The organism is Halorientalis pallida (assembly GCF_004118325.1).
Taxonomy (GTDB): domain Archaea; phylum Halobacteriota; class Halobacteria; order Halobacteriales; family Haloarculaceae; genus Halorientalis; species Halorientalis pallida.
This window is the reverse complement of sequence record NZ_RDFA01000001.1, coordinates 752,827-776,661: the sequence shown is the minus strand read 5'-3', so window position 1 is coordinate 776,661 and position 23,835 is coordinate 752,827. Positions and strand designations below refer to the sequence as shown.

22 protein-coding genes and 1 pseudogene are annotated in these 23,835 nt (G+C 67.1%); 10 read left to right on the top strand and 13 right to left on the bottom strand.

The features are described 5' to 3' along the window. Window positions 1-5 precede the first annotated feature (5 nt). Together EAF64_RS04235 and EAF64_RS21715 are read right to left on the bottom strand one after the other, a co-directional pair. Entirely contained in the window at window positions 6-677 is a 672-nt protein-coding gene (locus EAF64_RS04235) for an MBL fold metallo-hydrolase (RefSeq protein ID WP_129067705.1), read from the bottom strand. A gap of 243 nt (window positions 678-920) precedes the next feature. Beyond that, window positions 921-1,379: pseudogene (locus EAF64_RS21715) on the bottom strand (hypothetical protein); the annotation flags it as partial. 219 nt (window positions 1,380-1,598) lie between these two features. Between EAF64_RS21715 and EAF64_RS04220 the strand changes: the two are divergent. Together EAF64_RS04220 and EAF64_RS04215 are read left to right on the top strand one after the other, a co-directional pair. Beyond that, window positions 1,599-1,916: a cupin domain-containing protein gene (locus tag EAF64_RS04220; protein WP_129067702.1), complete on the top strand. Its 318-nt coding sequence runs from the start codon at window positions 1,599-1,601 to the stop codon at window positions 1,914-1,916. Between the two features lie 301 nt (window positions 1,917-2,217). Continuing rightward, a complete protein-coding gene (locus EAF64_RS04215) occupies window positions 2,218-4,806 on the top strand; it encodes a PKD domain-containing protein (RefSeq protein WP_129067701.1) in 2,589 nt (862 codons plus the stop codon). A gap of 1 nt (window position 4,807) precedes the next feature. Here EAF64_RS04215 and EAF64_RS04210 read toward each other — a convergent pair whose 3' ends face one another. Continuing rightward, complete coding sequence (locus EAF64_RS04210) at window positions 4,808-5,461, bottom strand: MogA/MoaB family molybdenum cofactor biosynthesis protein (RefSeq protein ID WP_129067700.1); 654 nt, start codon at window positions 5,459-5,461, stop codon at window positions 4,808-4,810. Between the two features lie 127 nt (window positions 5,462-5,588). Here EAF64_RS04210 and EAF64_RS20790 point away from each other — a divergent pair, with 127 nt between their 5' ends. The 4 genes from EAF64_RS20790 to EAF64_RS04195 are packed head-to-tail and all read left to right on the top strand — an operon-like array spanning window position 5,589 to window position 9,009. Continuing rightward, complete coding sequence (locus tag EAF64_RS20790) at window positions 5,589-5,741, top strand: hypothetical protein (protein WP_193767562.1); 153 nt, start codon at window positions 5,589-5,591, stop codon at window positions 5,739-5,741. A gap of 51 nt (window positions 5,742-5,792) precedes the next feature. Next, entirely contained in the window at window positions 5,793-6,833 is a 1,041-nt protein-coding gene (locus EAF64_RS04205) for a zinc-binding dehydrogenase (RefSeq protein WP_129067699.1), read from the top strand. After that, entirely contained in the window at window positions 6,830-7,165 is a 336-nt protein-coding gene (locus tag EAF64_RS04200) for a hypothetical protein (protein ID WP_129067698.1), read from the top strand. The genes EAF64_RS04205 and EAF64_RS04200 overlap by 4 nt, the downstream gene beginning before the upstream one ends. Window positions 7,166-7,218: 53 nt before the next feature. Then, window positions 7,219-9,009: a histidine kinase N-terminal 7TM domain-containing protein gene (locus EAF64_RS04195; protein ID WP_129067697.1), complete on the top strand. Its 1,791-nt coding sequence runs from the start codon at window positions 7,219-7,221 to the stop codon at window positions 9,007-9,009. A gap of 1 nt (window position 9,010) precedes the next feature. Here EAF64_RS04195 and EAF64_RS04190 read toward each other — a convergent pair whose 3' ends face one another. Further along, window positions 9,011-9,268 (bottom strand): DUF5789 family protein, encoded by a 258-nt coding sequence (locus EAF64_RS04190; protein ID WP_129067696.1) that lies wholly within the window; start codon window positions 9,266-9,268, stop codon window positions 9,011-9,013. A gap of 348 nt (window positions 9,269-9,616) precedes the next feature. On the opposite strand from EAF64_RS04190, the gene EAF64_RS04185 reads away from it, so the two are divergent. Then, window positions 9,617-9,928: a hypothetical protein gene (locus tag EAF64_RS04185; protein WP_129067695.1), complete on the top strand. Its 312-nt coding sequence runs from the start codon at window positions 9,617-9,619 to the stop codon at window positions 9,926-9,928. 33 nt (window positions 9,929-9,961) lie between these two features. On the opposite strand, the gene EAF64_RS04180 is transcribed toward EAF64_RS04185, so the two are convergent. Beyond that, complete coding sequence (locus EAF64_RS04180) at window positions 9,962-10,660, bottom strand: SDR family NAD(P)-dependent oxidoreductase (RefSeq protein ID WP_129067694.1); 699 nt, start codon at window positions 10,658-10,660, stop codon at window positions 9,962-9,964. A 275-nt stretch (window positions 10,661-10,935) separates the two neighbouring features. Between EAF64_RS04180 and EAF64_RS04175 the strand changes: the two genes are divergently transcribed. Then, window positions 10,936-13,383 (top strand): carboxypeptidase regulatory-like domain-containing protein, encoded by a 2,448-nt coding sequence (locus EAF64_RS04175; RefSeq protein WP_193767561.1) that lies wholly within the window; start codon window positions 10,936-10,938, stop codon window positions 13,381-13,383. A 105-nt stretch (window positions 13,384-13,488) separates the two neighbouring features. Here the strand turns inward: EAF64_RS04175 and idi are convergent, their stop codons facing one another. Together idi and EAF64_RS04165 are read right to left on the bottom strand one after the other, a co-directional pair. Further along, complete coding sequence (gene idi / locus EAF64_RS04170; protein WP_129067692.1) at window positions 13,489-14,076, bottom strand: isopentenyl-diphosphate Delta-isomerase; 588 nt, start codon at window positions 14,074-14,076, stop codon at window positions 13,489-13,491. 53 nt (window positions 14,077-14,129) lie between these two features. Then, on the bottom strand, window positions 14,130-15,107 hold the full coding sequence (locus EAF64_RS04165; protein ID WP_129067691.1) for a diacylglycerol/lipid kinase family protein: 978 nt from the start codon (window positions 15,105-15,107) through the stop codon (window positions 14,130-14,132). Window positions 15,108-15,163: 56 nt separating this feature from the next. Here EAF64_RS04165 and EAF64_RS04160 point away from each other — a divergent pair, with 56 nt between their 5' ends. Further along, window positions 15,164-15,865 carry a PHP domain-containing protein gene (locus EAF64_RS04160; protein WP_129067690.1) on the top strand — a complete coding sequence of 234 codons (702 nt, stop codon included), beginning with the start codon at window positions 15,164-15,166 and terminating at the stop codon, window positions 15,863-15,865. Window positions 15,866-15,893: 28 nt separating this feature from the next. On the opposite strand, the gene EAF64_RS04155 is transcribed toward EAF64_RS04160, so the two are convergent. Together EAF64_RS04155 and EAF64_RS04150 are read right to left on the bottom strand one after the other, a co-directional pair. Next, window positions 15,894-16,340, bottom strand: a complete 447-nt coding sequence (locus EAF64_RS04155; protein WP_129067689.1) for a hypothetical protein — start codon at window positions 16,338-16,340, stop codon at window positions 15,894-15,896. Window positions 16,341-16,424: 84 nt separating this feature from the next. Then, window positions 16,425-16,838 (bottom strand): Lrp/AsnC family transcriptional regulator, encoded by a 414-nt coding sequence (locus EAF64_RS04150; RefSeq protein ID WP_092656901.1) that lies wholly within the window; start codon window positions 16,836-16,838, stop codon window positions 16,425-16,427. 102 nt (window positions 16,839-16,940) lie between these two features. Between EAF64_RS04150 and carA the strand changes: the two genes are divergently transcribed. After that, window positions 16,941-17,987, top strand: coding sequence for a glutamine-hydrolyzing carbamoyl-phosphate synthase small subunit (carA, locus tag EAF64_RS04145; protein WP_129067688.1), 1,047 nt, complete (start codon window positions 16,941-16,943; stop codon window positions 17,985-17,987). Here carA and EAF64_RS04140 read toward each other — a convergent pair. The 4 genes from EAF64_RS04140 to carB form a co-directional block, all read right to left on the bottom strand. Continuing rightward, entirely contained in the window at window positions 17,984-18,646 is a 663-nt protein-coding gene (locus EAF64_RS04140; RefSeq protein ID WP_129067687.1) for a hypothetical protein, read from the bottom strand. The two genes, carA and EAF64_RS04140, sit on opposite strands and share 4 nt — an antisense overlap. Window positions 18,647-18,913: 267 nt before the next feature. Further along, window positions 18,914-19,861, bottom strand: a complete 948-nt coding sequence (locus tag EAF64_RS04135) for a hypothetical protein (protein ID WP_129067686.1) — start codon at window positions 19,859-19,861, stop codon at window positions 18,914-18,916. Between the two features lie 74 nt (window positions 19,862-19,935). Further along, complete coding sequence (locus EAF64_RS04130) at window positions 19,936-20,487, bottom strand: HD domain-containing protein (protein WP_129067685.1); 552 nt, start codon at window positions 20,485-20,487, stop codon at window positions 19,936-19,938. Window positions 20,488-20,533: 46 nt separating this feature from the next. Next, window positions 20,534-23,734 (bottom strand): carbamoyl-phosphate synthase large subunit, encoded by a 3,201-nt coding sequence (gene carB, locus EAF64_RS04125; protein ID WP_129067684.1) that lies wholly within the window; start codon window positions 23,732-23,734, stop codon window positions 20,534-20,536. Between the last annotated feature and the right edge of the window lie 101 nt (window positions 23,735-23,835).

Here is a 23,835-nt window from a genome sequence, read left to right as displayed (position 1 = left end):
GCTAGCTACAGCGAGTCGGCCAGTTCGTCGAAGGCCTCGCGGCCGTGGGCCTCGAAGGGCGTGCCGTGCCCCATCGCCGCCACCGAGAACTCGGGCGCGCGGGCGGCCAGGTCCCGGATGCTCTCCGCGACGGCGTCGGTATCGTAGCTCATGAGCCACGGCGAGGCCTGCAGTTCGCCGCCGGACTCCGTGACGAGATCGCCCAGGAAGGCCGCGTCCAGTTCCTCGCTGACGTAGGCGACGTGGCCGGGCGTGTGCCCCGGCGTGTGGTAGGCGGTGAACGACCCGATCTCGGCCCCGTCTTCGACGGCCTCGACGGAGAGGGCGGGAGAGTTCAGGAACGGGCCCAGCGCGTTCTGGAGCGCGCCCTTGTGGTTCGAGAGCGGCGGCCGTTCCTTCCCGGTCAGGTACGGTTCGTCGCCCGGCCCGACGTAGACAGTCGCGTCGAGCCCCTGCAGGCGGCCCAGCCCGCCCACGTGGTCGAAGTCGTAGTGGGTGAGCAGAACGCGATCCACGTCCTGCAGAGAGTAGCCGGCCTGATCGACGCCGAGCACGAGGTTGCGCCCGTCCCACGGGTTGCCCGCGTCGACGAGCGTCACCGTCCCGTCGTCGACGAGGTAGGCGTTCACCCCGCGCAGGTCGTACCACCACACGTCGTCCCCGAGTTCGGTTACCATCGCTACGATCTGGGGACGCCAGCGGCTAAAAGCCACGCCAATCGACAGGCTCGACGGCGATGAGGGTGAGAACCCGTGTCCGGGACGGCGCCAGTGGTGCGAATCCGTCTGGGGCGTCTCGGGGCAGGATCGGACGACGGGACGTGTGTGGAGGCAAAGGCGGGGTGGGTGGAGTGTGGGTGGGGGTGCGAACGGGAGACGAACCGTTTCCGGTCGAGTCCGTCAGCGTTCGAGGACGGTCCCGCCGGCACCGCCGGCGACGTAGACGTTCGCCTCGCCGGCCTCGCCGGTCACCGCCACGTCGTTGAAGTTGTTGGTCACGTCCATGGGCGCGGCGCGACTCGTCAGACTGCCGGTCGCCACGTCGTACTCGCCGATGGCACCGGAAGACCCGACGAACCAGAGGCGCTCGCCGTCGTCGGTCACGTCCGAGCCGTAGAAGTTGTTGCCGTTACCCGTCGGGCCGCCGTCCAGTACTTTCCGCCGGCCCCGCGGCGTCGGCTAGACGACGACGCCCCCAGTCCCCACCGCGTACGCGCCCGCGGCCGCACGCTCGAGATCGTAGAGCGTGCTGTCGACCGGCGTCTCGGCGACCGCCCAGCCGTCACCGTCGGCCCCTGCGGCCGTCGGGACCGCCGCCGCGGCGACTGCGACACTACCCGCCTGGAGGAGCCGTCTGCGCGAGAGGTCTCGGTCGGACATTGCAGGTACCAATCACGGTGCGTGCCACTTAGTGGGAGGAAGCAGTTGAAGCGAATTCACGCGTTTTGTTCCGTTCACGGGGACACAAACTCGGACGACCGGTTCCGTGAACCGGTGACGGGGGCGCAAAATCGCGTAGAACGGTGTGAAACCACAGAAGATATTCGAAGGGGAGCGGTCGACGGAACCGCTAAGGCCAGGCCGCCCGACCCGTCGGGTATGCCACTGGATCGACTGTCCGATCTCGACCCGGACGCGGGCGAGGTGATCGACGAGGAACTGGCCGTCAGCGACGACGTGCTCGTGAAGGTCTTCGCCCTGGGACCGGGCGCTGAACTCGACCCGCACGTCCACGACGACGCGTCCAACGTGTTCCACGTCCTGACGGGGACGGTGACCGTCGTGCAGGACGACACCGAGGAGACGATCACCGCGCCCGGCGTGGTGTTCAACGAGCGGGGCCAGTCACACGGTGCGCGAAACGGGACCGACGACGTGGTGATCCTGACCGCGAGTCTCTGCCCGCTCCCCGGGTGACCGACTCGGCCACGGGGTCGGGTGTCGGTGACTGACGTCGGTAGGCACTGGATAGCGGCGGAACTGTCGCCCGTCGTCGAAAGGGCTCGGTTCCGGGTCGTCGCTCCCCGTCGACCCGTTCGGCGCCGGCGAAGGGAGTGACTGCGACCGCGCAGTACGCCTATAACAATGAGTGGACACGCGGTAGGCCGGCCTATCGCATGATCGGCGCAACCAACCGATCCGTCACTCGCGGACAGTTCCGAACGATTGGGTGCCAAGCGGAGGCGACGAGCACTGCACCGTCGACGGGGGGAGCGTGATGCGCGCCGAGTCCGTCAGCGTCGGCCGTCGACCGCTGCTACTGCTTATCGTCCTCGCGATCTGCGTGGCCGCGGTCCCGCCGGGCATCGCGGCCGGCGCGACCGACACGGACCGACCGGCGTCGGTGACCGCCGACGGCGTCGCGACCGTGAACGCCCCGTCGCCCGACGACGTGACGATCACGGTCGAACAGGGGGAGGAGTGTTACGATGTCGAGCCGCTCGGGAACGGAACCCGGACGGTCGAAGCCTTCTACGACTACGACGTTTCGACCAACTACAGCTCGAACGGAACGACCGAGTTACAGGAAAACCAGGTCAGCAACCTCCTGATCTACCACGGCAGTGAGGGATACAGTCTGGTGCTCGTCCACGACAAGTACGAGGACGGGGCCTACGGCGGGGTCACTTCGATGACCTTCACCGGGCTCCCGACCGACGGCGAGTGGGCCGTCGAGGACGACGGATACGACGGTCGCGACGACGACTTCGAACACCAGGGCACTCGGAGCGAGATCGACTGGATGTGGTACGAGGACCGGACCGACGGCGCCGCGTTCCGCGGGCTGACCGCGAGTGAAACAGTCTCTATCACGATCGAGCCGGCGTTCAACGAGGACGCCGCGGCCTGGGGCGAGTGGAACGCCTCGGACAACCCGGACGATCGAATCGAGGAGTGGCGGCTGTTCACCGGTCCGGAGGAACAGGCCACGCTCGACCGCGACGCGAACGTGACGGTCAACCGGGGCGGCTGTGACCAGCCGCCGTCGGCCGCACTCGCCGCCGATCCCGCGACCGCCGCGGTCGACGAGTCGGTCACGCTGAACGCCACCGACGCGACCGACGACGAGGGCATCAGGCGCTACGGCTGGGACTTCGACGGCGACGGCACCGTCGATCTGAACACGACGGCCCCGACCGCGGCCTACACCTACGAATCGACCGGCGACTACGAGGCCGCCGTCACGGTGTGGGACTACGCGAACAACACCGCCACCGCGTCGACGACCGTCACGGTTACCGAGAACAGTTCCGACGGCGACTCCGGCGACGAGGACTCCGGGAACGACGGCGACGAGTCCGAGGACGGCTCGGAGACCGACGGGCCCGACGACGTGCCGGTGCCCGCACTCACCGGACCGGCGACCGCGGCGGTCGGCGAGACGGTGACGCTGGACGCGAACGCGTCGACCGACGGCGACGGCATCCAGAGCTACGGGTGGAACTTCGACGGCGACACGACCGTCGACCGGACGACGACGGCGCCGACGACCGAGACGAGTTTCGACGCGGCGGGGACCTACACCGTGGTCGTCACGGTCAGCGACGAGAACGGGAACGAGGCGACGGCCGAACACGTGATCGAGGTGGACACGGCCGGCGACGACCCGCCGACCGGTGAGATCGACGCGCCCGACGAGGCGACCGTCGGCGACCCGATCACCGTCGAGGCGGTGAACCTCTCGGACGGCCTCACGCACGTCTGCTGGTTCTTCGACGGCGAGAGCGGTCCCGAGGAACCGACCGCACAGCACACCTTCGACGAGCCCGGAACCCACGAGATCGTGCTGCAGCTGAAAGACGAACGCGGCCAGGAAACCGAGATCACCACCGAGATATCCGTCGCAGAGGACGGCGATTCGGAGGGCGGTGCGAACGACGGTGACTCGGGAGGCGATGGATCGGACGGCGGTGCCGACGACGGTGACGGATCGGACGGGGACGCTGGTGACAGCGACGAGGACACCGACGACGGCGACTCGGAAGACGACGGATCGGACGGGGAGACTGGTGACAGCGACGAGGACACCGACGACGGCGACTCGGAAGACGACGGATCGGACGGGGAGACTGGTGACAGCGACGAGGACACCGACGACGGCGACTCGGAAGACGACGGATCGGACGGGGACAGTGACGAAGGAAGTGAAGACGGCGCGAACGACGGCGCCGAAGACGACGGTACCTCCGGTGTCGTCGGTGTCGCCGACGACATCAACCCCCAGGGTCCGGGGATCGGCCCCATCGACTTGTCGGAGCCGGAATCGGACGACTCCGCCGACACGTCGAACGGGACGGAGAACGACTCGTCGGTGTCGGTCGCGGCGGTTCGGACGGGTCGGACGACCGTCGACGCCGGGTCGTCGGTCGAGATCACCGTCAGCTTCGACGAGACGAGCGACGGGACGGACCAGGTGCCACTGACCCTGCGCCGGCAGCGCGAGAACGGGACCGATACCGTGGTCGACGAGCTAGCGGTCGCCGTGCCCGAAAACGAGACGGAGACGGTCTCGGTCGCGACGACGGTCGAGCGACCGGGTGAGTACCGCGCGGGCGTCGGCAACCGGACCGCCGCGTTCTCGGTGCTGGCACCCATGCCGGACGGGAACGACGACGGATCGGCGACCGACCAGTCGACGGCCAGTCGGTTCGGTGCGTCCGCACCCGCGGACGACCCCGCCGAGTCGACCGACGCGACGACGGACGACACGACGACCGGCGCGAACGGACCCGGATTCGGCCTCCTCGCGGCGGCGCTCGGACTGGTGCTGGCCGGGTTGCTGGCCGCCCGCCGGCGGTTCGACTAGCTCACTCCCGCCGGGCGAGTCCCGCGAGGTGGGGGGCCTGTTCGACGATGATCTCCTCGGTGCCGAGGCGGGCGGCGTTCTCGCTGCCCGGCAGGCAGAAGACGACTGTGCCGTCGACGATGCCCGCAGTAGCGCGGGTCCCGACCACTTTCGTCCCGATCTCGTCGTAGGAGAGATTCCTGAACAGTTCGCCGAAGCCGGGTAACTCCTTGTCGAACAGCGGGCCGACGGCTTCGATGGTCACGTCGTCGGGCGTGACCCCGGTGCCGCCGGTGGTGACGACCGCGTCCACGTCGCCCCGGCCGGCGACCGCGTCGACGGTGTTTTGCACGCCGTCGTGGTCGTCCCGGATCACGTCTCTGACGACGACGTCGTGGCCCGCCTCGGTCACGCCAGTCTCGATGGCGTCGCCCGCGGGGTCGTCCTCCCGTGTCCGCGAGGACGAGACGGTCACGACTGCCACGCCGAGGGACTCCGGGTCGTGTGCGTGGTGGTCGTGGTCGTGATCGTGATCGTGGGTGTGCTCCTCGTCGTGTTCACCGTCTTCGTGTTCGGCCGTTTCGTGTCCGTCCGCCTCGTGTTCGTCGGCCGCCTCCGCGTCGTCTTCGTCCTCGTCGAGAGAGCGGCGGGTGTCGCGTGACTGGAAGTCGACCATAGCGGTCCTTCTGGTTGCGCCCCCTAAACACTCCCGCCGGTCCGCCGGCGATCCGCGCTGTCGAGTCGGCCGCAGGCCGGTCCCCCGAACGGGCGTTTCGGGGGCCAACAGTCCAACCCTACACGTAATGGCACGGTACCACTTCGTCTGCCACGACTGTGAGGCGGAAGCGATCGTGGCCGATCGGGAGCCGGTTGCGGGACGGCGTGACGCCCACGTCTCACGGACCGGACACGAGGCGAGTTTCGCGGCGTTCGTCGCCGCCTCCGACGGTGCCTGAGGGGCCCGATCAGTCGACACCGTTTTGCACACGCCGGCCGAGCAGACGGATATGCAGGCAGTCCAATTCTCGGAGCACGGCGACACCGACGTCATCGAGTACGACGAGTTCCCGGACCCCGAACCGGCCGACGACGAGGTACTCGTGGACGTGAAGGCGGCGGCGCTCAACCACCTCGACGTCTGGACACGACGCGGGCTTCCGGGAATCGATCTGGAGATGCCCCACATCCCGGGCAGCGACGCGGCCGGCGTCGTCACCGAGGTCGGTACGGACGTGGACCGCTTCGAGGAGGGTGATCACGTCGCCGTCTCGGCCGGCGTCTCCTGTGGCTCCTGTGAGTTCTGCCGCGACGGCGAACCGACGATGTGTGTCGACTTCCACATCCTCGGCGAGCACGTCCGGGGTGTCCACGCCGAGCAGGCTGCCGTCCCCGCGGACAACCTCGTCCCGGTGCCCGACCACGTCGACTGGGAGGTCGCGGGCTCGGCGTCGCTGGTCTTCCAGACCGCCTGGCGGATGCTGGTGACGCGGGCCGACCTCAAACCCGGCGAGACGGTCCTGGTTCTGGGGGCGAGTGGCGGCGTGGGCCACGCCGCGCTCCAGATCGCGAAGTACGTCGGGGCGGAGGTGTACGCGACCGCCAGTAGCGAGGAGAAACTCGAGTACGCCGACGAACTCGGCGCGGACGAGGTCATCAACTACGAGCAGGAGGACTTCGACGACGCGATCCGGGACATCACTGGCTACCGCGGCGTCGACGTGGTGGTCGACCACATCGGGGCCGCGACCTGGGACAAGTCCCTGGCCAGCCTCGCGAAGGGCGGCCGGCTGGTGACCTGCGGGGCGACCACGGGCCCCAACCCCGAGACGGACGTGAACCGCATCTTCTGGAACCAACTCGAAGTCATCGGCTCGACGATGGGCACGCCCGGCGAGGTCGACGACGTGCTGGAACTGGTCTGGGAGGGCGAGTTCGAGCCCCGGATCCGTGACACCCTGCCGATGAGCGAGACGGCCCGCGCCCACGAGATGCTCCAGGACCGGGAAGGGTTCGGCAAGGTCGTCGTCAGACCCGACAGCGAGCTGTGAGCGACGACACGTACGTCCACGAACCGGGTACCGTCGAAGGCAGCGACGGCGACACGACCGAAGAGGAGGACGATCCGGCGGACGCCTACCCGCGCAACACGGTGGGCGACGTGGACGAGGAGTTCGACTGGCGCGGCTGGCTCCTGGTCGCCGCCATCGTCGTCGCCTTCCTGATCGTCCCGGGTGCGCTGTACCTGCTGCCCGCGGCCCGCGGGAGCGTCGCCGCTCTGGGCTGGGGCTGGCGCAACACCTATCTCGCCCTGCCGCTGATCCCAGCGCTCGTGCTGGCCGCGATCGCCGTCTGGTCGGCGGTGCGCTCCCGAACGGACTGACTCGGCTCTCAATTTTGATAGCGCCGAGGGAACCCTTATTCTCGACGTCCGTCATGTTCCGCCAACGTCCGATGGAGCTCCAGTACACGCCCTACACCGCGCCGGTGTTCCTCTCGGCAGTCGTGGGGCTCGGTGTGGGTGCCTTCGCGTTCCAGCATCGGGAACGCCCGGGTGCCTTCCCGCTCGCGGTGTTCATGATCGGTGCGAGCGCCTGGTCGTTCGCGGAGGGAATGAACCTCGCAGCGGCGGGGCTGGGACCGAAGGTGTTCTGGACGCGGCTAGAGATCGCCGCCTCCTGTGTGGTCCCGCTGGCGTGGCTGGCGCTCGTCCTCGAGTATACCGGTAACGACCAGTGGATCACCAGGCGAACGGTCGCCCTCCTGCTGGTCGAACCAGCAGTCTTCGTCGGGGTCCTCTGGGCAGAGCCCTCCCTCGTCAGGACGGGACTCACCCTCGATACGAGCGGATCGTTCGCCGTCATCACCGAGTCGATCGGCCCGGTGTTCTACGCGCACCTCATCTACTCGTACCTGCTCTTGCTGATCGGGGGCGCGCTGTTGTTGCGGGTCATCCTCTTCGCCGAGGGTGTCTACCGGACCCAGGCCACCGCGCTGCTGGTCGCGCTGTTCGTTCCGCTGGTGGGTAACGTGCTGTACGTCTTCGAGTACCTGCCAGCGGGCGTCGATCCGACGAACGTCGGGTTCCTGTTCAGCGGGATCATCGTCGCGGGGACGATCCTGCGTGGGCAGTTACTGGAGGTCGTACCGGTCGCCCGACACCTCGCGCGCGACGAAATTCTGGAGAACATGGAGGACCGCGTGATCGTCCTCGACGATACCCAGCGGATCGCGGACGTCAACCCGGCGGCCGCCGAGTTGTTCGACCGGTCGGAAGCCGCCGCGGTCGGTGAGCGAATCGAGACGCTCCTGCCCGATCTGTCCGCGTTGCTCGACGACGAGACCGGGACGCACGTCCAGACGGAACTCTCGCTGGAGGGCGAGGAGGGTGTCCGGTACTACAACGTCCGGATATCGCCGCTCCACCGGGCTCGGGGCGCGGTCGCCGGGACGCTCGTCAGCCTCCGGGACGTGACCGACAAGCGCCAACAGCGCCAGCGACTCGAAGTCCTCAACCGCCTGCTCAGACACAACCTCCGCAACGAGATGAACGTCGTCGCGGGCAACGCCGAACTCGTCGAGCGCCAGCTGGCCGATCCGGACCTCCGCGAGCGTCTCGATCTGATCGCGGAGACGGCGACCCGAATCACCGACCAGAGCGACAAAGTGGGACAGGTCTCGCGGACGTTCGACGAGGACGGGACGGTAACGGTCGACCTCCGTGAGACGGTCACGACCGAAGTCCAGGACGCCCGGGACCGCTACCCGGTCGCGGAGATCACCCTCGAACTGCCGGCGGAACTGGACGTCGGAGTCGACCCCGCCATCGCCATCGCGCTCGACGAACTCCTCGCCAACGCCGTCGAACACAACGACCACGACGACCCGACGGTGAACGTCCTGGTCCGCGACGAGGGCGACGTCGCAGTCCTCGAAGTCGCAGACGACGGCCCGGGGATCGACCCCCACGAACTGGCCGTCCTCGAAGAGGGCGAGGAGACGGCCCTCAAACACGGGAGCGGTGTCGGACTCTGGGTCGTCTACTGGACCGTCGAACAGTTCGGGGGTCGCCTGGAGTTCGAGAACGACGACCACGGCTGTACCGTCACGGCGTGGTTGCCGGACACCGACGAGGCGGACGACTCGGGCACCGAGCGAACCGCGGCAGTCGGTGGGCTCAGACAGGCCCTGGACCCGACCGAGATCGGGTTCTCCGCCGACGACTGAGCTACCCCTCGCCTTCCGACTGGTAGGGCTCCCCGACGGCGCGCCGCGGAAGCTGGCTCAGAACCTCGCTCCGGAGCTCGTCGACCGACTCGAACCGCTCGGCATCGGACCGGTCGATGGTCCGCCCGAGGTTCGCCGTTCCGTCGGCCAGCGCCAGCGTTACGTCCTCGAACGCCGCCACCGCCTCGTCCCGCTCGACAGGATACTCCACGTTCGCCAGTTCCTCGTCCAGCCGCGCGAGTTTGACCTCTCGTGCCATCACGGATCCTTGGCGCGGAACGCGCAAAACCACGTGTGACCACCTCGTTTCGAGGTGGTTGCCGATCGGGTTCGCGACCGGATCGCGAAAATAGTTACGCTCGAAATATTATGTAACAAAGCACCGTCGATATTCGGGACAATCTGCAACAATGATACGACAGAACGCACACCTGTAGTGGCGACGATACGAGGACGATATCCGGGTGGATCGGTCGCACCTGCGCCGTGACGGCGGCGCCGGGGGTGTGGCATCTAGGTCGCTGATACTGCGCGACGTCGCAGGGGGGATCGGGGACCTCTCTCCAGGCCTGGAGCCGCGTCGCCACCGAACATCGATCTCACAGACATGAATACAGGACAGTGGATCCACGACGCGGGGATTCCCGTGACGATCGCGACGGTCGTCGTGATCGGCGTTCTCGCCGTCGGCACGGCACCAGTGGCAGCGACAGGGAATCAGGCATCCATCGCACAGGATTTCGGCTTCGACGACGACGGCGACGGCCCCGGCTTCGGGTTCGAGTCCGACGACGAGCCCGGCTTCGACTTTGGCGACGGCGACGGGCCGGGTTCCGGTGACGACGACGGTGACGAGAACGAGCCCGGACAGAACGAGCTACGGCTCGATCTCTTCTTGAACCTGCAGGACGCAAGCTGAAGCGCACGTAATCTCGACTTTTCGTTCGGCGGCTCACCAGTCGATTATCTGCCGGTCCCGCCAGAACTGCCCGCGCGGGCACCCGAGTTTGAATCGGGCGAGCCAGGCGGGCGTGTCAGCGCCCTCTTCGGGACTGCGCTCGGCGTCCGGGCCGCCCATCTCCGTGCGGGTCCAGCCCGGGCAGGCGGCGTTGGCGATGAGGCCCTGGTCGCCGTACTCGGCGTCGAGGTATGCGGTCAGTGCGTTCAGCCCGGATTTGGAGATCCGGTAGGCGGGCATCCCGCGGCCAGCGTCGCCACGGAGCGACGCCAGCGCCGAGGAGACGTTGACGACGCGGCTGCCGTCCCGCCACAGCAGGAGCGGGAGTGCGTACTTCGTGAGCACGAGCGGGCCGCGAAGGTTGGTGTCGAGAGTGTCGTCGATCACGGTCGTCGGCATCTCCGCGAGGGCCGACCGGCTGTCCATCACGCCCGCGTTGTTGACGAGGATGTCGAGACGGCCCTTCTCGTCGTCGATCCGGTTGACGGCGTCGACGAGGGCGTCCTCGTCGGTGAGATCGATTTCGAGCGGACGCAGGGCCGGGCCGGTCACGTCCTCGGGATTCCGGGCTCCTGCGTACACCGTGGCCCCGCGGTTCGAGAGGTCCGCGGCGATAGCCGCCCCGATGCCGCGGGTCGCACCGGTGACCAGCGCGACCTGGCCGCCGAGCGAATTGTACGTCTCGACCTCCATGCCTCTCCCAGCGACGGCCACCGATAAAAAGCCGACCCGCCAGTTACCAGCAGTGAAAAACTCTCTTGCCGGTTTTGAACCGCCGGCTCGCAATTTTCTTTCGCTCCCCAACGAATAAATTACTGTCTCGTTTTGGCGAAATATTATATGTATGGAACAATCTATGAAGACCTGGGGGTAGCGGAATGCAAACCTTGCAAACGAATCGTAAGTTACTGTACTCAGCCGGGTTGACGGCACTGCTTATCGCTGTCGTGGCGATGGGGATGGTGGCGGTGCAACCCGCAGCGGCGACAGACGCATCGACGCAGACGACGGACCAGGCGGAATTCGGGAACGTTACCGCGGCGGTAACGAAGGAGACCCTCTTCACGGGGAAAGTTTCCAAAGTACGAGTCACCTTCACCGCTCCTGAGGGGGAGCAGGTGGACATCACCGTCGCGGACGAGACCGAGACCGTGACGGCCACCGGATCGGAGCAGAGCGTGTCCCTGCGCGTGGGCGCGTTCTTCTTCTTCGGTGAGAAGTACCCGGTCGACGTGTCGGCGTCCATCCAGGACGGCGAGACGGTCGAGGGGACCATCAACGCGGACGACGGCGTCGTCGTCCTCAAGGAGGTCAGTGGTGAGCCGGACCCCGCCTTCTTCGAGGTGGGCGACCTGAGCACGAACTCGCCGGTCACGGAAGGCGAGACGCTCGAGGTCACCACGACGGTCACGAACACCGGCGACGAGACGGACACGAAGGGTGTCGGGCTCGTCGCTGCCCAGGAGATTCGCGACGTGCAGAACCTGACGCTGGCCGGTGGCGAGAGTCAGACGGTCACGCTCACCTGGACGACCCAGGCCGGCGATGCGGGCGACACCATCGCCGTGGTCAGCACGGCTAACGACTCGGCCCAGGCCAACGTGACGGTCGAGGAACCGCCGACGCCGACGGCGAACTTCCAGGTCTCGAACCTGCAGGCGCCCGCCGAGGCGACGGTCGGTGACACGATCACCGTCTCGGCCGACGTCGAGAACACGGGCGGCGCGGAGGGCACCCAGTCCGTCGACTTCGGTCTCGACACCGACGGCGACGGGTCGCTGGAGACCCAGGCCTCCCAGCAGCAGACGCTGGCGGCCAACGACAGCACGACCGTGACGTTCGACGTGGACACGAGCGGTCTGCCGGCAGACACCTACACGCACGGTGTCTCCACGGCGAACGATACGGAGACCGCACAGATCACGCTCAACGAACCGGTGCCGGACAACGGCACCATCAGCGGAACCGTGCTGGACGCCAACGGCAACGCCATCGCTGGCGCGACCGTCTCGGCCGACGGTGTGACGACCACGACGGCGACCGACGGCAGCTACTCACTGTCGATCGCGCCGGGCACCTACGACGTGACGGCCAGCGCCACCGACTTCCTGTCGGCGACGCAGTCGGCCACGGTGACCGAGAACAACGTCACCGACGTCGACTTCACGCTGGAAGCGGAACCGCCGGGTAACGGCACGATCGCCGGGACCGTGACGGACACGAACGGCAACGCGCTGGCGGGCGCGACGGTCACGGTCAACGGCCAGTCGACGACGACCGCCTCCGACGGCAGCTACTCGCTGACGGTGGCGCCGAGCGACTACACGGTCGAAGCGAACGCCGACGGCTACCAGTCTGCGACCCAGCAGGCCACGGTGACCGAAGGCGACACGACGACGGTCGACTTCTCGCTGACGCCCGAGGACGGCACCATCAGCGGTGTCGTCCAGGACACGAACGGCAACAACCTCGTCGACGCGACGGTCACGGCCAACGGCCAGTCGACGACGACTGCCTCCGACGGCAGTTACTCGCTGACGGTCGCACCGGGCACCTACACGGTCGAGGCCTCGGCGCAGGACTACGACAACGCCTCCGCCTCGGTCTCGGTCGGTCCCGGTGAAGCAGTGACCCAGGACTTCACGCTCGAGATGGAAGACATGGGTCCGAAGCCGTTCACGGCGTACGTGCGCGGTGAGGAGAGTTACCTCCACACGGGCACGCCGAACAACTCGCGGCCGATCCTGTACTCGCGGTGTCGCGACGGCGAACCCACGCCGGCCGAGCAGGGTCCGGACTTCCTGCCGACCGACGGCTGTATCCAGATCGACGGGACGATCTTCCCGTCCAACAACACCTGGCGGGGTGACGTCGACTTCCCGCCCGCGCGGGACATCATCAACGAGACGCAGTCCGACACCATCGGGAACGTCTACTTCCGTGCCAACCTGACCGTCGTCGGGCAGGCTGGCGGGACGTTCAACGTCGACACCGGTCGGACCTCGCTCGAAACCACGGTCGACATCGGGATCACGGTGTGGACGATCGGCAGCATCTTCAACGTCTCACCGCCCGCGCAGAACCCGTACGACCAGGTCACGAGCGACTCGGCCAACCGGCTCTCCGATCCGGGTTGTAACCTGCCGAGCGTCTCGATCAACGTCTCGACCGAGAAGTCCTACCAGACCGGCTCGCCGTTCCCGGCCACCAGCACGGTGTCCGGCGAGCGGATCAACGACTCCGACATCGGCAAGCTGGTCTCCGACGACTTCGACGTCCAGACCGCGGAAGGCTGTGGCTCGGTCTTCGGTGTCAACATCAACGACCAGGTCAACGCCGAACAGGGTCTGCCGGCCGGACCCGGCGACAACGAAGCGGCGTACCTGACCGAGTTCAACATCCAGACCGGTAGCTAACGGATCGACGACGATTCCGTCGCCTATTTTTTCGGACGCGACACCGCGTAGCCGTCGGCTCGTCGGCGAGTGTCGACGGCGTCTGACGGCAGAACAGTCGACCCGTTACTCGACGTCGCGCCGCATCGCGATCTCGAACCAGGGACAGAGCCGGAGCTGTCGGTACCACTTGGGGTTCCGGTGAAGGCGCTCGTAGGGGACCCACATGAGGCCGGCCACTTCGTCGGGGTCGGGGTCGAGCGTCCGGTCGGTCAGCGTCGCCTGCAGGACCGCACAGACCTCCCACTCGACGCCCTCGTTGGGGTAGTAGCGTTTGTACTCGAAGCGGTCGGTCACTTCCAGGCCCTCGTACTGGTCGGGTGTGACGCCGAGTTCCTCTTCGAGACGCTGGCGGGTCGCTTCCTCCTGGCTCTGACCCTGGATGGGGTGGGAAGCGACGGTACCGTCCCAGAAGGTGTCCCAGAGGCGCTTGTCCGGGCTGCGCTGGGCCAGCAGGATGTTGTCGTCCTCGTCGAACAGCAGCGACGTGAACGCGCGGTGCCGGATCCCGTCGCCGGTGTGGGCGTCGAGGCGGTTGGCCGTCCCGAGTTCGGTGTCGTCCTCGTCGACCGTGACGACCGCCTGGCGTGCGTTCTCGTGCTCCGGTTCGCCCCCGCCGGAGTCTGTCTCCCCGGCCGTCTCCTCTGAACTCATGCCTGTGCAATCGACCAGCGGGTTGAAAAAGGAATCGAGGTTGCGCCACACGCTCAGTCCGTGTCGGGGGTCGGCTCGTACGCCGGCCCGACCGGGAGGCGGACGGCCGCCGGTTCGGTGCGGAACCGGACCCGACTGGCCCTGTGCATCTCGCCGTCGAGACTGAACGTCGCCGTCTCGTCGCCGACCACTCGAACCGTCAGCGCCGGTGCCTGCAGTCTCGTCGTGAGATCCGTGTCGGGGCCGAGGATCCGTTCGAGCAGGGCCGTCCGCGCGAGTCCAGCCAGGTCCGACCCGGGTCGCTCCTCGACGACGGTCACGTCGAGCGCGCCGTCCTCCACGTCCGCCTGCGTCCGACCGCGGACCGGGAACCGGCGGCCGTTGCCGACGAGCAAGAGGACGGCCGAGCCCTCCCAGGTCCGGTCCCCGTCGACGCCGCCGAACGCCGCCACGTCGAGTTCGACGCCCTCGTAGGAGACGGCTGTCCGGACGGTTTCGAGGGCGTACGCCACGACGCCGAGTTCGGACTTCCGCGCGTCGTCGGTGTCCGTACTGGCCTCGGCGGTCAGCCCGCAGATCGACGAGTTCAGGAAGGGTTCGTCGTTGGCGAACCCGAGGTCGACGCGGCGACGCTCGCCCGTCTCGATCACATCGAACGCGTGTTCGACGTCCTCGACGCCGAGGTTCGTCGCGAAGTTGTTGCCCGTCCCGGCGGGGACGACGGCGAACTCGACGGCCGGAAGTGCTCCGGCGTCGACCAGCCCGCGGACGACCTCGTTGCACGTGCCGTCGCCGCCGGCCGCCGCGACCAGCGTGGCTCCCTCGGTGGCCGCCTCGGCCGCGAAGGCCATCGCGTCGCCCTCGGACTCGGTCTCCCGGACTACGAAGTCGTGTTCGGCCGCCAGTCCCCGGACACGGTCGGCGTGGTCGCCGTCCCCGCTGACGGGGTTCAACACGAGGACGCGCTCGTTCGCGCCGGTCGCGTCGCCGACCGTGACCGACTGCTTCGAGTGCCGCTGGGGAGAGGTCACTACTCTCTAGTGAAGTGGACAGAACGCAAAAGGAATCTTACCGCTTCCTTGCGGTCGTGTTCGCCGTTGACGTCCACACGCACACGCGATTCTTCCACGGCTTCGAGTCGCGTCCCACGCCGGTGGATCCGGTCGGTGCGAGAGCGCTGGCGGTGGTCGCCCGCTACCGTGGCCTCGACGGCGTCGCCTTCACCAACCACGACTACACCGCCGACTTCGCGGTCCCGGGCCTCGTCACGATCCCGGGCATCGAGGTCTCGACGACGCGCGGGCACGTCCTCGTGATCGGTCCCGACCCGCCGGCGGCGACGCGGGTCGGCGGCATGACTCCGGCGGAGGTAGTCGACCTGGCCCACCAACGGGACTGCGCGGCCATCGTCGCCCACCCCTACCGCAACAGCACTGTCCGGGCGGTCGAGGCCCCCTTCGACGCCATCGAGATCAACGGGAAACACCCCCGGACCCGCGACTCGGTCGAGCGACTGGCCGAGGGCCACGACCTCCCCACCGTCGGCGGGAGCGACGCCCACTATCCCTTCGAGGTCGGGCGCGCACACACGCTGGTCGACGCCGACGAACTCACACCCGCCGCAGTCGTCGACGCCATCCGCGACTGCCGCGTCGCCCCCCGTGTCGACACCTGGCTCCCCCACAGTCTCCTCAGAGCCCTCTACCGGCGGATTCACTCCGAGAAAGGGCACCTGACCGAACCGGAGTGGCTCTCACCCGGCGTCGGCTCCCCGCCCGGAGAGGAGTGACCGCCTACGACGGCCTCGCCCGCCGCGGTTACTCCCAGTTGTAGCCGAACTCCTCGGAGGACCGGTGGACGTAGTCGGTCTCCAGCACGTCGCTGACGATCCGGCCCAGTTCGTCGAGTTCCTCTTCGATCTCCTGTCTCTCGTCGCGGTCGAGCGTTCCTCCGTCGGGACGATCCGACGGGACCTTCGGTACCAGATAGCCGACGTCCTCGGCGGCCGGGTTCCAGAGGAAGTCGAACCGCTCGATCAGACCCAACTCGCGAACGACCCGGAATTGATCGTCCGTGAGGGAAGTCACCTCGCGCCACTCCTCGAAAGCGTCCGCCCAGGCCCCGGCCGACAGCATCTCGGCCAGTGCCTCCCGTGGTGCGTCCTCGCCGGCCCATTCCGCCGGTTCCTCGACGGCGTCGTAATCGCCCGGATCGCCCGGGCCGCCGAGTCGCGGTGGGTCTGGTCGCTCCACGTCGAGTGTCATGCGAGTCAGTTCGGTCGGGAGCGATATGTGCGTTCCCCCGGCCTGCGCTCGCGGACTCCGAGGTCGCTCCGCGACCTCGCCTCGCTACCCGAGCCGCTCGTCTAGAATGAGACGGGTTTTGGTCGAGACGACTTCGTCTAACTCCCGGGCCTTCGTGATCAACTCGTTGACCCGCTCGGTGTCGGCGGCGTCGACGACCAGCACGATGTCCTCCTCCCCGGAGACCTGCCAGACGGAGTCGACCTCCTGCCACTCGACGATCCGATCCGAGACGGCGGCGGTGTCGACGTTGACGTCGACGCTGATCTCGATCATCGCCTTGACGTTTCCGGTGGACGTGGCGACGGTAAAGCGCTCGATGACGCCGTCTTCGACCAGCCGCTCGACGCGGTTCCGGACCGTCCCCTCCGAGGTCCCCACCCGATCCGCGATCTCCGTGTAGGCCGTCCGAGCGTCCCGTCGCAGAATGCTCAGAATCTGCCGGTCCAGCTCGTCCATTGAGATTCGAGAGTATTCACCCGGCGTACTTGAGGATTGCGAAATTCGTAACTGCGCTTCGAAAGCAACACTTATGAACGGTGGACGGATACGCATCTCGTAATGACGGACGCCTACGTGGCTATCGAGGGCGGACGCGTCGTCGAGGCGCGCTCCCGCGCTCCGGGCACGACTCGCGGGGAACTGGTATTCACGACCGCGTACACAGGGTACGAGGAGAGTCTCACGGACCCGTCCTACGAGGAGCAGATTCTGACGTTCTCCTATCCCCTCATCGGGAACTACGGCGTCCGAGCGGAACGGTTCGAGTCCGACCGCGTCCACCCGCGCGGCGTCGTGGCCCGCGAACTCACCGAGGACGTGGCCGAGTGGCTCGAATCCGAGGGTGTCCCGGCCGTCGACCACCTGGACACGCGCGAGATCGTCACGGGCATCCGCGACGAGGGTGCGATGAAGTGCGGTATCGCCGCCGGTCCCGACGCCACCGAGGAGGACGCCCTGGCCGAACTGGAGCAGTGCAAGCACATGTCCGACCACACCGAGATCGGCGCACAGGTCAGCGTCGGCGAACCCGAAGTCTTCAACGAAGACGGTGCCGGATCGACGGTCGCGCTGATCGACTGTGGTGCGAAGGGCTCGATCATCGACTCGCTGGTCGAACGCGACGCCGTGGTCCACGTCCTGCCCTACGACGCCACCGAGGACGACGTGGCTGCGATCGACCCCGACCTGCTGTTCATCTCCAACGGCCCCGGCGACCCCGAGAACTTCGAGCAGACCAAGACCCTCGTCGACAGCTACGTCGGCGAGACACCCATGGCCGGGATCTGTCTCGGCCAGCAGGTCGTCGCCAGCGCGCTCGGCGGCTCGACCGAGAAGATGGAGTTCGGCCACCGCGGGGTCAACCAGCCCGTCCGTGACCTCCGGACCGATCGGGTCGTCATGACCACCCAGAACCACGGTTACACCGTCGCCGAACCCGGCGACCGGCTGGAAGTCACGCAGGTCAACGTCAACGACGACACGCCCGAAGGCCTCGAAAACGACGACCTGGACATCATCACCCGCCAGTACCACCCCGAAGCGAACCCAGGCCCCAACGACTCGCTGGACTTCTTCGACGACGTGCTGGCGATGGTCGAGGACTAGTCCCGGTCGACCGGCCGTCCCCGGTACGTGACGGTAAACTCTTCTTCCGTCTCGCCGTCGGTCGACTCCGCCGAGCCACTGCTAGTGTCACCCGATTCGTCGGTCGCGTCCCGTGCGACCGGTCGCCCGCGATACATCACGCGGCTCACCGCCTCGTCGTCCTCGACCGGCTCCGGCCGCTCGACTTTGCGCTCTCTCAGGAACTCGGTCACGCTTTCGAGCAATCGCTCGCCCGTTTTCCGGTGGACCCAGCAGTGATACGCGCTCTCGGGCGTCTGCAAGACGAGTCTGTGCTTGCGGAAGCCGGTACTGTACCGGACCGCTGCCACCGACTCGTGGGGAATCGTGATGACCGCGTCACCGTCGGTCCGTCCGACGAGACAGAGCGTCCGTCGACCGGTCACGAGGACGACCGTCCTGAAGCTCCCTTCGGGCGCGACGGTATTGCTCTTGACACCGCGACCGACCCCTCGCTTCCCGTTCGTCAGCACGAAGACCGGTGCCTCCGTCTCTTCGAGGTACGTCACCGGTGGATCGTTCAGCGGTTCGCTCGCCGAGAACCGGCTCTCGCGTCCAGCCAGGACCGCCATCGTCACGGAGTCGTCGGAAGACATCTCCGCGAGCACGAACGCCCGCTCGGCGACATCGGAGTCCGTCATTCCGCCCTCACGTCGACGTAGACAACTGCCGTTGGGTGGTTCACACCTCAGTCGTCGTCCCGTTCTGTTATCATAGTTACGAACGTGTTCTTATATGAGCTATAAGGGCCTATTATCTTTTGTTCTGGGAAAAAACTGAGCATTCGAAGGAATACACTTCCGATAGTAGGAAATGTTTGCTTTCGTGTACGGCACAGACGACACGTGGCGTCGTCGTCCGCTCGCAGCGAGAAGCGGACAGCCATCGTGCACACGGATACGTCCGAATTAGACGGCCGACCGCCCGCCGGCTTTGATTTCGCCGAGTTCGGTCTCCATGATCTCGTACTCGGCGAGGTACTGGCTACGCACGTCCTGGAGGCGTTCCTCCATGTTCTCGTCGTTCGCCTTGAGCGTCTCCAGTTTCCGGTGGACGAGGTCGATCTCGTCGGCGATTTCGTCCTCGCCTCGCAGGTTCATGAACTCGCGCCGGTGGGCGTCGAGAAGTAGCGTGGCGTAGTCCTCGGTGTCGAGGTAGGCAGCCCCGTTCAGGGACGGCTCCGGGTTCGTGAGGACGAGTCGGCCGAACAGACGCGGGTGGGCGTCGACGAACTCGTTGGGTTCGGCCCACGGGTCGACGCCCTCGGCGCGGGCGGCCCCCTCGTAGTTCTGTGGGACCACCTCGTCGATGGTCTCGGGCGGGTCCTGCAACTCGAAGGCGTGGTCGACGATCCTGGCGAGGTCGGTGTGGAGGTCCTGCCAGACGTCGCGGTACTCGCGGCTCGCCGTGAGGAAGGCGCTCACGTCGGCGACGAGGTCGGGGTGATCGCGGGAGATGTCGGCGACCACGTCGTCCGGGACACCGGTGTCCTCGATCTCCGGATAGGCGGGCATGCCGGCCGGCGGGTTCGTCCGATCCCACCGGTCGCGGTTGGTCGTGAGCCACTCCAGAATCCGGTCGATCCCCGTCGCGACGATGCGTTTGACGTACGGCCGGCGACGGAGTTTTCGGCTCTCGGCCGCGGCGTCCTCCAGCCGCCTGGCGTACCAGCCGACGATCACGAGCAGGACGACCGTCGCCAGCGCGCCCGCCACCGTCGCGAGCGTCCGGGCCGTCGCCAGGCTCTGTGTGAAGGCGGTGATGAGTACGCTCACGACCACACCCACCACCGCGATCGCGAGTATCTGAACGACTGCCGAGATGATCCGCGTCGTGCTGTTGTCCCTATCGAGCATCTCCCGTCCCCTCGAACATGTTGCTTCGATTTCCTGTGTGGGTACTTAGGGACTATCATCTTTCACCTCGCCTGTCAGGCGTTTCGGAGGTCGTCGAGGGCCGCCGTCCGAATCGCCGCCGCGGCCGCTTCGTCGGCCCGCCGGACGACCTCCGCCTCGATGGTCGCCGGTTCGACGGCCGTCCGGGACGTGTGCGAGAGGACGATATGTGCCAGTTCCATGGGCAATCCCGCCCGAGCGACGACGTGGACGCCGTAGTACGGGTGGCCCAGCAGGTCGTACACCGGTGTCGGCTCCAGTCCGTCGAACTCCGCGAGCTTGCTCACGTCGTGGACCGGCGCGCCAGCGATCACCGTATCGAGGTCGATCTCGATACTCCGACGCGCGACCAGCCGGTCGGCGATGGCGACGGCACAGGCACACACGTCCCGGACGTGCGGAACCAGCCGTTCGTCGTCCAGCCCGAGGTCCCGCTGGGTCGGCGGGAGCCAGGGGACCGATTCGAGGGCGTCGATTCCTGCCTGGTTCATCGCGCCGACCCAGGCGTCGATTACGCCGGCACGAAGCTGATCGCGCTCGATCTCGTCGAGTTCCGGGAACGCGGTTCGGACGACCTCGCGGCTCATACCCCGGGTTCAAAACCGCGCGTAAAAACAGTCCCGGCGGCGCAGGTCAGTAGTCGCCCCAGTCGCGGGTGTCCTTGGGACGGGCGGCCACGTCCTGCACGTTCAGCGGCTGATCCGAGGACTCGATGGCTTCCAGCGCTGCCTCGGCGCTCTCGAGGGTCGAGAAGTACGTGATCGTCTCCTCGACACAGACTTCGAGGATCTCGCGGTTGCGCGAGACGACGAGGTCGATCTCGCCGTCACGGAGGCGCTGTTTCACGGCCTCGATGTCGGCGCTGTCGAGGTCCTCCACGTCGAAGTGGTCCTCGAAGCCGATGACGGGGAGGTCGACGATGGCGTTGCCCGCGAGCGGGATCGCCTTCCCGACGGACATCTGGGCCTTCTGGTAGGCCTTCCCGAAGGAGCCGGCGGTGCCCATGACCTCACCGGTCGATTTCATCTCAGGACCGAGCCGCGGGTCGCTGCCCGGGAGGCGGTCGAAGGGCAGAACGACCTCCTTGACCGAGACCTGGTCCGGGATCTGCTCGTCCACGTCCAGTTCGTCGAGGCTCGCGCCGGCCATGACTTTCGCGGCGAGCTTGGCGATGGGGACGCCCGTCGCCTTCGAGACGAACGGTACGGTACGCGACGAGCGCGGGTTGGCCTCCAGCACGTACACCGTCTCGTCTTTGACGGCGAGCTGGACGTTGAGCAGGCCGACGGTGTCCAGTGCCGTGGCGATGTCTTCGGTGACCTCGCGGACGCGTTCGAGGACGTCCTCCGAGAGCGAGCGCGGCGGGATCATACACGCCGAGTCGCCGGAGTGCACACCCGCAGTCTCGACGTGTTCCATGATGCCGCCGATCAGCACGTCGTCGCCGTCGGCGACCGCGTCGACGTCCAGCTCGACGGCGTCGGCGAGGAAGTCGTCGATGAGGATCGGCTTGTCCGGGGACACCCGAACCGCCTCCTCGATGTAGGTCTCGAGGTCCTCGTCGTTGTACACCACGTCCATCGCGCGGCCGCCCAGCACGTAGCTCGGGCGCACGAGGACGGGGTAGCCGATGCTGCGAGCGATCTCCAGTGCCTCCTGCTCGGAGGTCGCCGTGCCGCCTTCGGCCTGGTCGATGCCCAGTTCGTCCATGAGCTGGTTGAACCGGTCACGGTCCTCCGCGAGGTCCATCGCCTCGACGGCGGTGCCCATGATCGCACAGTCGAGCCCGCGGCGCTCGATCTCGTTTTCGAGGGGTTCACCGATGTCGACGGAGGTCTGACCGCCGAACTGGACCATCACGCCGTCGGCGTCGGTGGTCTCGATCACGTCGGCGACCTCCTCGGCGGTGATGGGCTCGAAGAACAGGCCCTCGGAAGTGTCGTAGTCCGTCGAGACGGTTTCGGGGTTGTTGTTGACGACGTGGGCGTCGATGCCCATCGCCTCGAGCGCCTGGACGGCGTGGACCGAACAGTAGTCGAACTCGACGCCCTGCCCGATCCGGATCGGGCCGCCGCCGACCACGACGACGCTCTCGGCGTCGGTGTCGACCTGGACCTCGTTGCGACCCAGTCCCGAGAGCGGTTCGCGGGCGGAGTAGTAGTACGGCGTCGAGGCGGCGAACTCCCCGGCGCAGGTGTCGACCTGCTTGAACGCGCGGTCAGGGGTCTCGGCGTCGACCTGTTCGACGGTGACGCCGGAGCCGTCGGCGGACACCTCGTCGGCGTCCACCTGCTGGGCCTCGTCCCGATCCGGGAGCCAGGAGGCGTGGGTGTCGTTGAACTCGCCGCCGGCGATGGCGGTGATCTCCTGGTCGGTGAACCCTTCCTCGGCGGCCGCCGCGAAGTCACCCTCGGCGGCCGCGATGGCGGCCTCGGCGATGCGCCTGTAGCGTTCGAGGTACCACTCGCGGATCTCGGTGAGTTCGTTGACGTCCTCGACGGAGTAGCCCCGCTCGAAGGCCTCGAAGACCGCGTAGGTGCGATCCGGTGTCGGCCGTTCCAGGTACTCCGATTCGAGTTCCTCGTCGCTCACGTCCGCCCAGTCGACGGCGGGGTCGTACTCGGAACTCCGGAGCGCCTTCAGCATCGACTCCTCGAACGTCCGGCCGATGGCCATGGCCTCACCCGTGGACTTCATCGCCGGCCCGAGGGCGAACTCCACGTTGCGGAACTTGTCTTTGGGCCACCGGGGCACCTTGGTCACGATGTAGTCGATGGCCGGCTCGAAGGCGGCGGTGGTCTGACCGGTGATCTCGTTTTCGATCTCGTGGAGGCGCTTGCCCATCGCGACCTTCGCGGTGACGCGGGCGATGGGGTAGCCGGTCGCCTTCGAGGCCAGCGCCGAGGAGCGGGAGACGCGCGGGTTGACCTCGACGACGCGGTACTCGCCGCCGGGGGTGCCGTCGTCGTGCCAGGCGAACTGGATGTTACAGCCGCCCTGGATCCCGAGTTCGCGGATCACCTTCAGCGCAGTGTCGCGCATCTCTTGGTGGCCCTCGTCGGGGATGACCTGGCTGGGCGTGACGACGATGGACTCGCCGGTGTGGATGCCCATCGGGTCGATGTTCTCCATGTTGCAGATGATGATACAGGAGTCGTCGGCGTCCCGCATGACCTCGTACTCCAGTTCGATCCAGCCGTCGATGGACTCGGTGATCATCACGCGATTGTCACGCGAGAGGTTGAGCCCTTTGCGGACGGCGTCTTTGAGCTCGTCCATGTCGCCGATGACGCCCGACCCCTGTCCGCCCAGGGTGTAGGTCGTCCGCATGATGACCGGCAGGCCGCCGACGGCCTCGACGGCGTCTTCGACTTCGTCCATCGAGTCGATGGTGACCGACTCGGGGACGGGTTCGCCGATGGACTCCATGCGCTGGCGGAACATGTCGCGGTCCTCGGTCGCGTAGATGGTGTCCAGCGGCGTGCCCATCACGTCCACGTCGTGTTCGTCGAGCACCCCTTCCTCGGCGAGTTCGGCGGTGACGTTCAGCCCCGTCTGACCACCGAGCCCGGCGATGACGCCGTCGGGCTGTTCCTTCCGGATGATCTCGGCGATGGCCTCGGTGTTGATCGGCTCGATGTACACCTTGTCGGCCATCTCCGGATCGGTCATGATCGTCGCCGGGTTGGAGTTGACCAGCACGACCCGCGCCCCCTCCTCCTGGAGGGCACGACAGGCCTGCGCACCGGAGTAGTCGAACTCCGCGGCCTGTCCGATCTTGATCGGCCCACTCCCGATCAGCAGGATTGTGCGGTCTTCTGATCCGTCTGTCATTGTCCGTCCTCAGTCCGCTCATCGTAATAAGCCCGGCGATAGATTGCGAGCATCGTAACCGAATTTCGAAATTCGTATTGTCGCCGGTTGACACGGATCGG

What these genes read in the sequence shown, in the direction of transcription:
- EAF64_RS04235 (WP_129067705.1), bottom strand. Translation starts at nt 677, where the DNA reads ATGGTAACCGAACTCGGGGACGACGTGTGGTGGTACGACCTGCGCGGG.
- EAF64_RS04220 (WP_129067702.1), top strand. Translation starts at nt 1,599, where the DNA reads ATGCCACTGGATCGACTGTCCGATCTCGACCCGGACGCGGGCGAGGTG.
- EAF64_RS04215 (WP_129067701.1), top strand. Translation starts at nt 2,218, where the DNA reads ATGCGCGCCGAGTCCGTCAGCGTCGGCCGTCGACCGCTGCTACTGCTT.
- EAF64_RS04210 (WP_129067700.1), bottom strand. Translation starts at nt 5,461, where the DNA reads ATGGTCGACTTCCAGTCACGCGACACCCGCCGCTCTCTCGACGAGGAC.
- EAF64_RS20790 (WP_193767562.1), top strand. Translation starts at nt 5,589, where the DNA reads ATGGCACGGTACCACTTCGTCTGCCACGACTGTGAGGCGGAAGCGATC.
- EAF64_RS04205 (WP_129067699.1), top strand. Translation starts at nt 5,793, where the DNA reads ATGCAGGCAGTCCAATTCTCGGAGCACGGCGACACCGACGTCATCGAG.
- EAF64_RS04195 (WP_129067697.1), top strand. Translation starts at nt 7,219, where the DNA reads ATGTTCCGCCAACGTCCGATGGAGCTCCAGTACACGCCCTACACCGCG.
- EAF64_RS04190 (WP_129067696.1), bottom strand. Translation starts at nt 9,268, where the DNA reads ATGGCACGAGAGGTCAAACTCGCGCGGCTGGACGAGGAACTGGCGAAC.
- EAF64_RS04185 (WP_129067695.1), top strand. Translation starts at nt 9,617, where the DNA reads ATGAATACAGGACAGTGGATCCACGACGCGGGGATTCCCGTGACGATC.
- EAF64_RS04180 (WP_129067694.1), bottom strand. Translation starts at nt 10,660, where the DNA reads ATGGAGGTCGAGACGTACAATTCGCTCGGCGGCCAGGTCGCGCTGGTC.
- idi (WP_129067692.1), bottom strand. Translation starts at nt 14,076, where the DNA reads ATGAGTTCAGAGGAGACGGCCGGGGAGACAGACTCCGGCGGGGGCGAA.
- EAF64_RS04155 (WP_129067689.1), bottom strand. Translation starts at nt 16,340, where the DNA reads ATGACACTCGACGTGGAGCGACCAGACCCACCGCGACTCGGCGGCCCG.
- EAF64_RS04150 (WP_092656901.1), bottom strand. Translation starts at nt 16,838, where the DNA reads ATGGACGAGCTGGACCGGCAGATTCTGAGCATTCTGCGACGGGACGCT.
- carA (WP_129067688.1), top strand. Translation starts at nt 16,941, where the DNA reads ATGACGGACGCCTACGTGGCTATCGAGGGCGGACGCGTCGTCGAGGCG.
- EAF64_RS04140 (WP_129067687.1), bottom strand. Translation starts at nt 18,646, where the DNA reads ATGACGGACTCCGATGTCGCCGAGCGGGCGTTCGTGCTCGCGGAGATG.
- EAF64_RS04135 (WP_129067686.1), bottom strand. Translation starts at nt 19,861, where the DNA reads ATGCTCGATAGGGACAACAGCACGACGCGGATCATCTCGGCAGTCGTT.
- EAF64_RS04130 (WP_129067685.1), bottom strand. Translation starts at nt 20,487, where the DNA reads ATGAGCCGCGAGGTCGTCCGAACCGCGTTCCCGGAACTCGACGAGATC.
- carB (WP_129067684.1), bottom strand. Translation starts at nt 23,734, where the DNA reads ATGACAGACGGATCAGAAGACCGCACAATCCTGCTGATCGGGAGTGGG.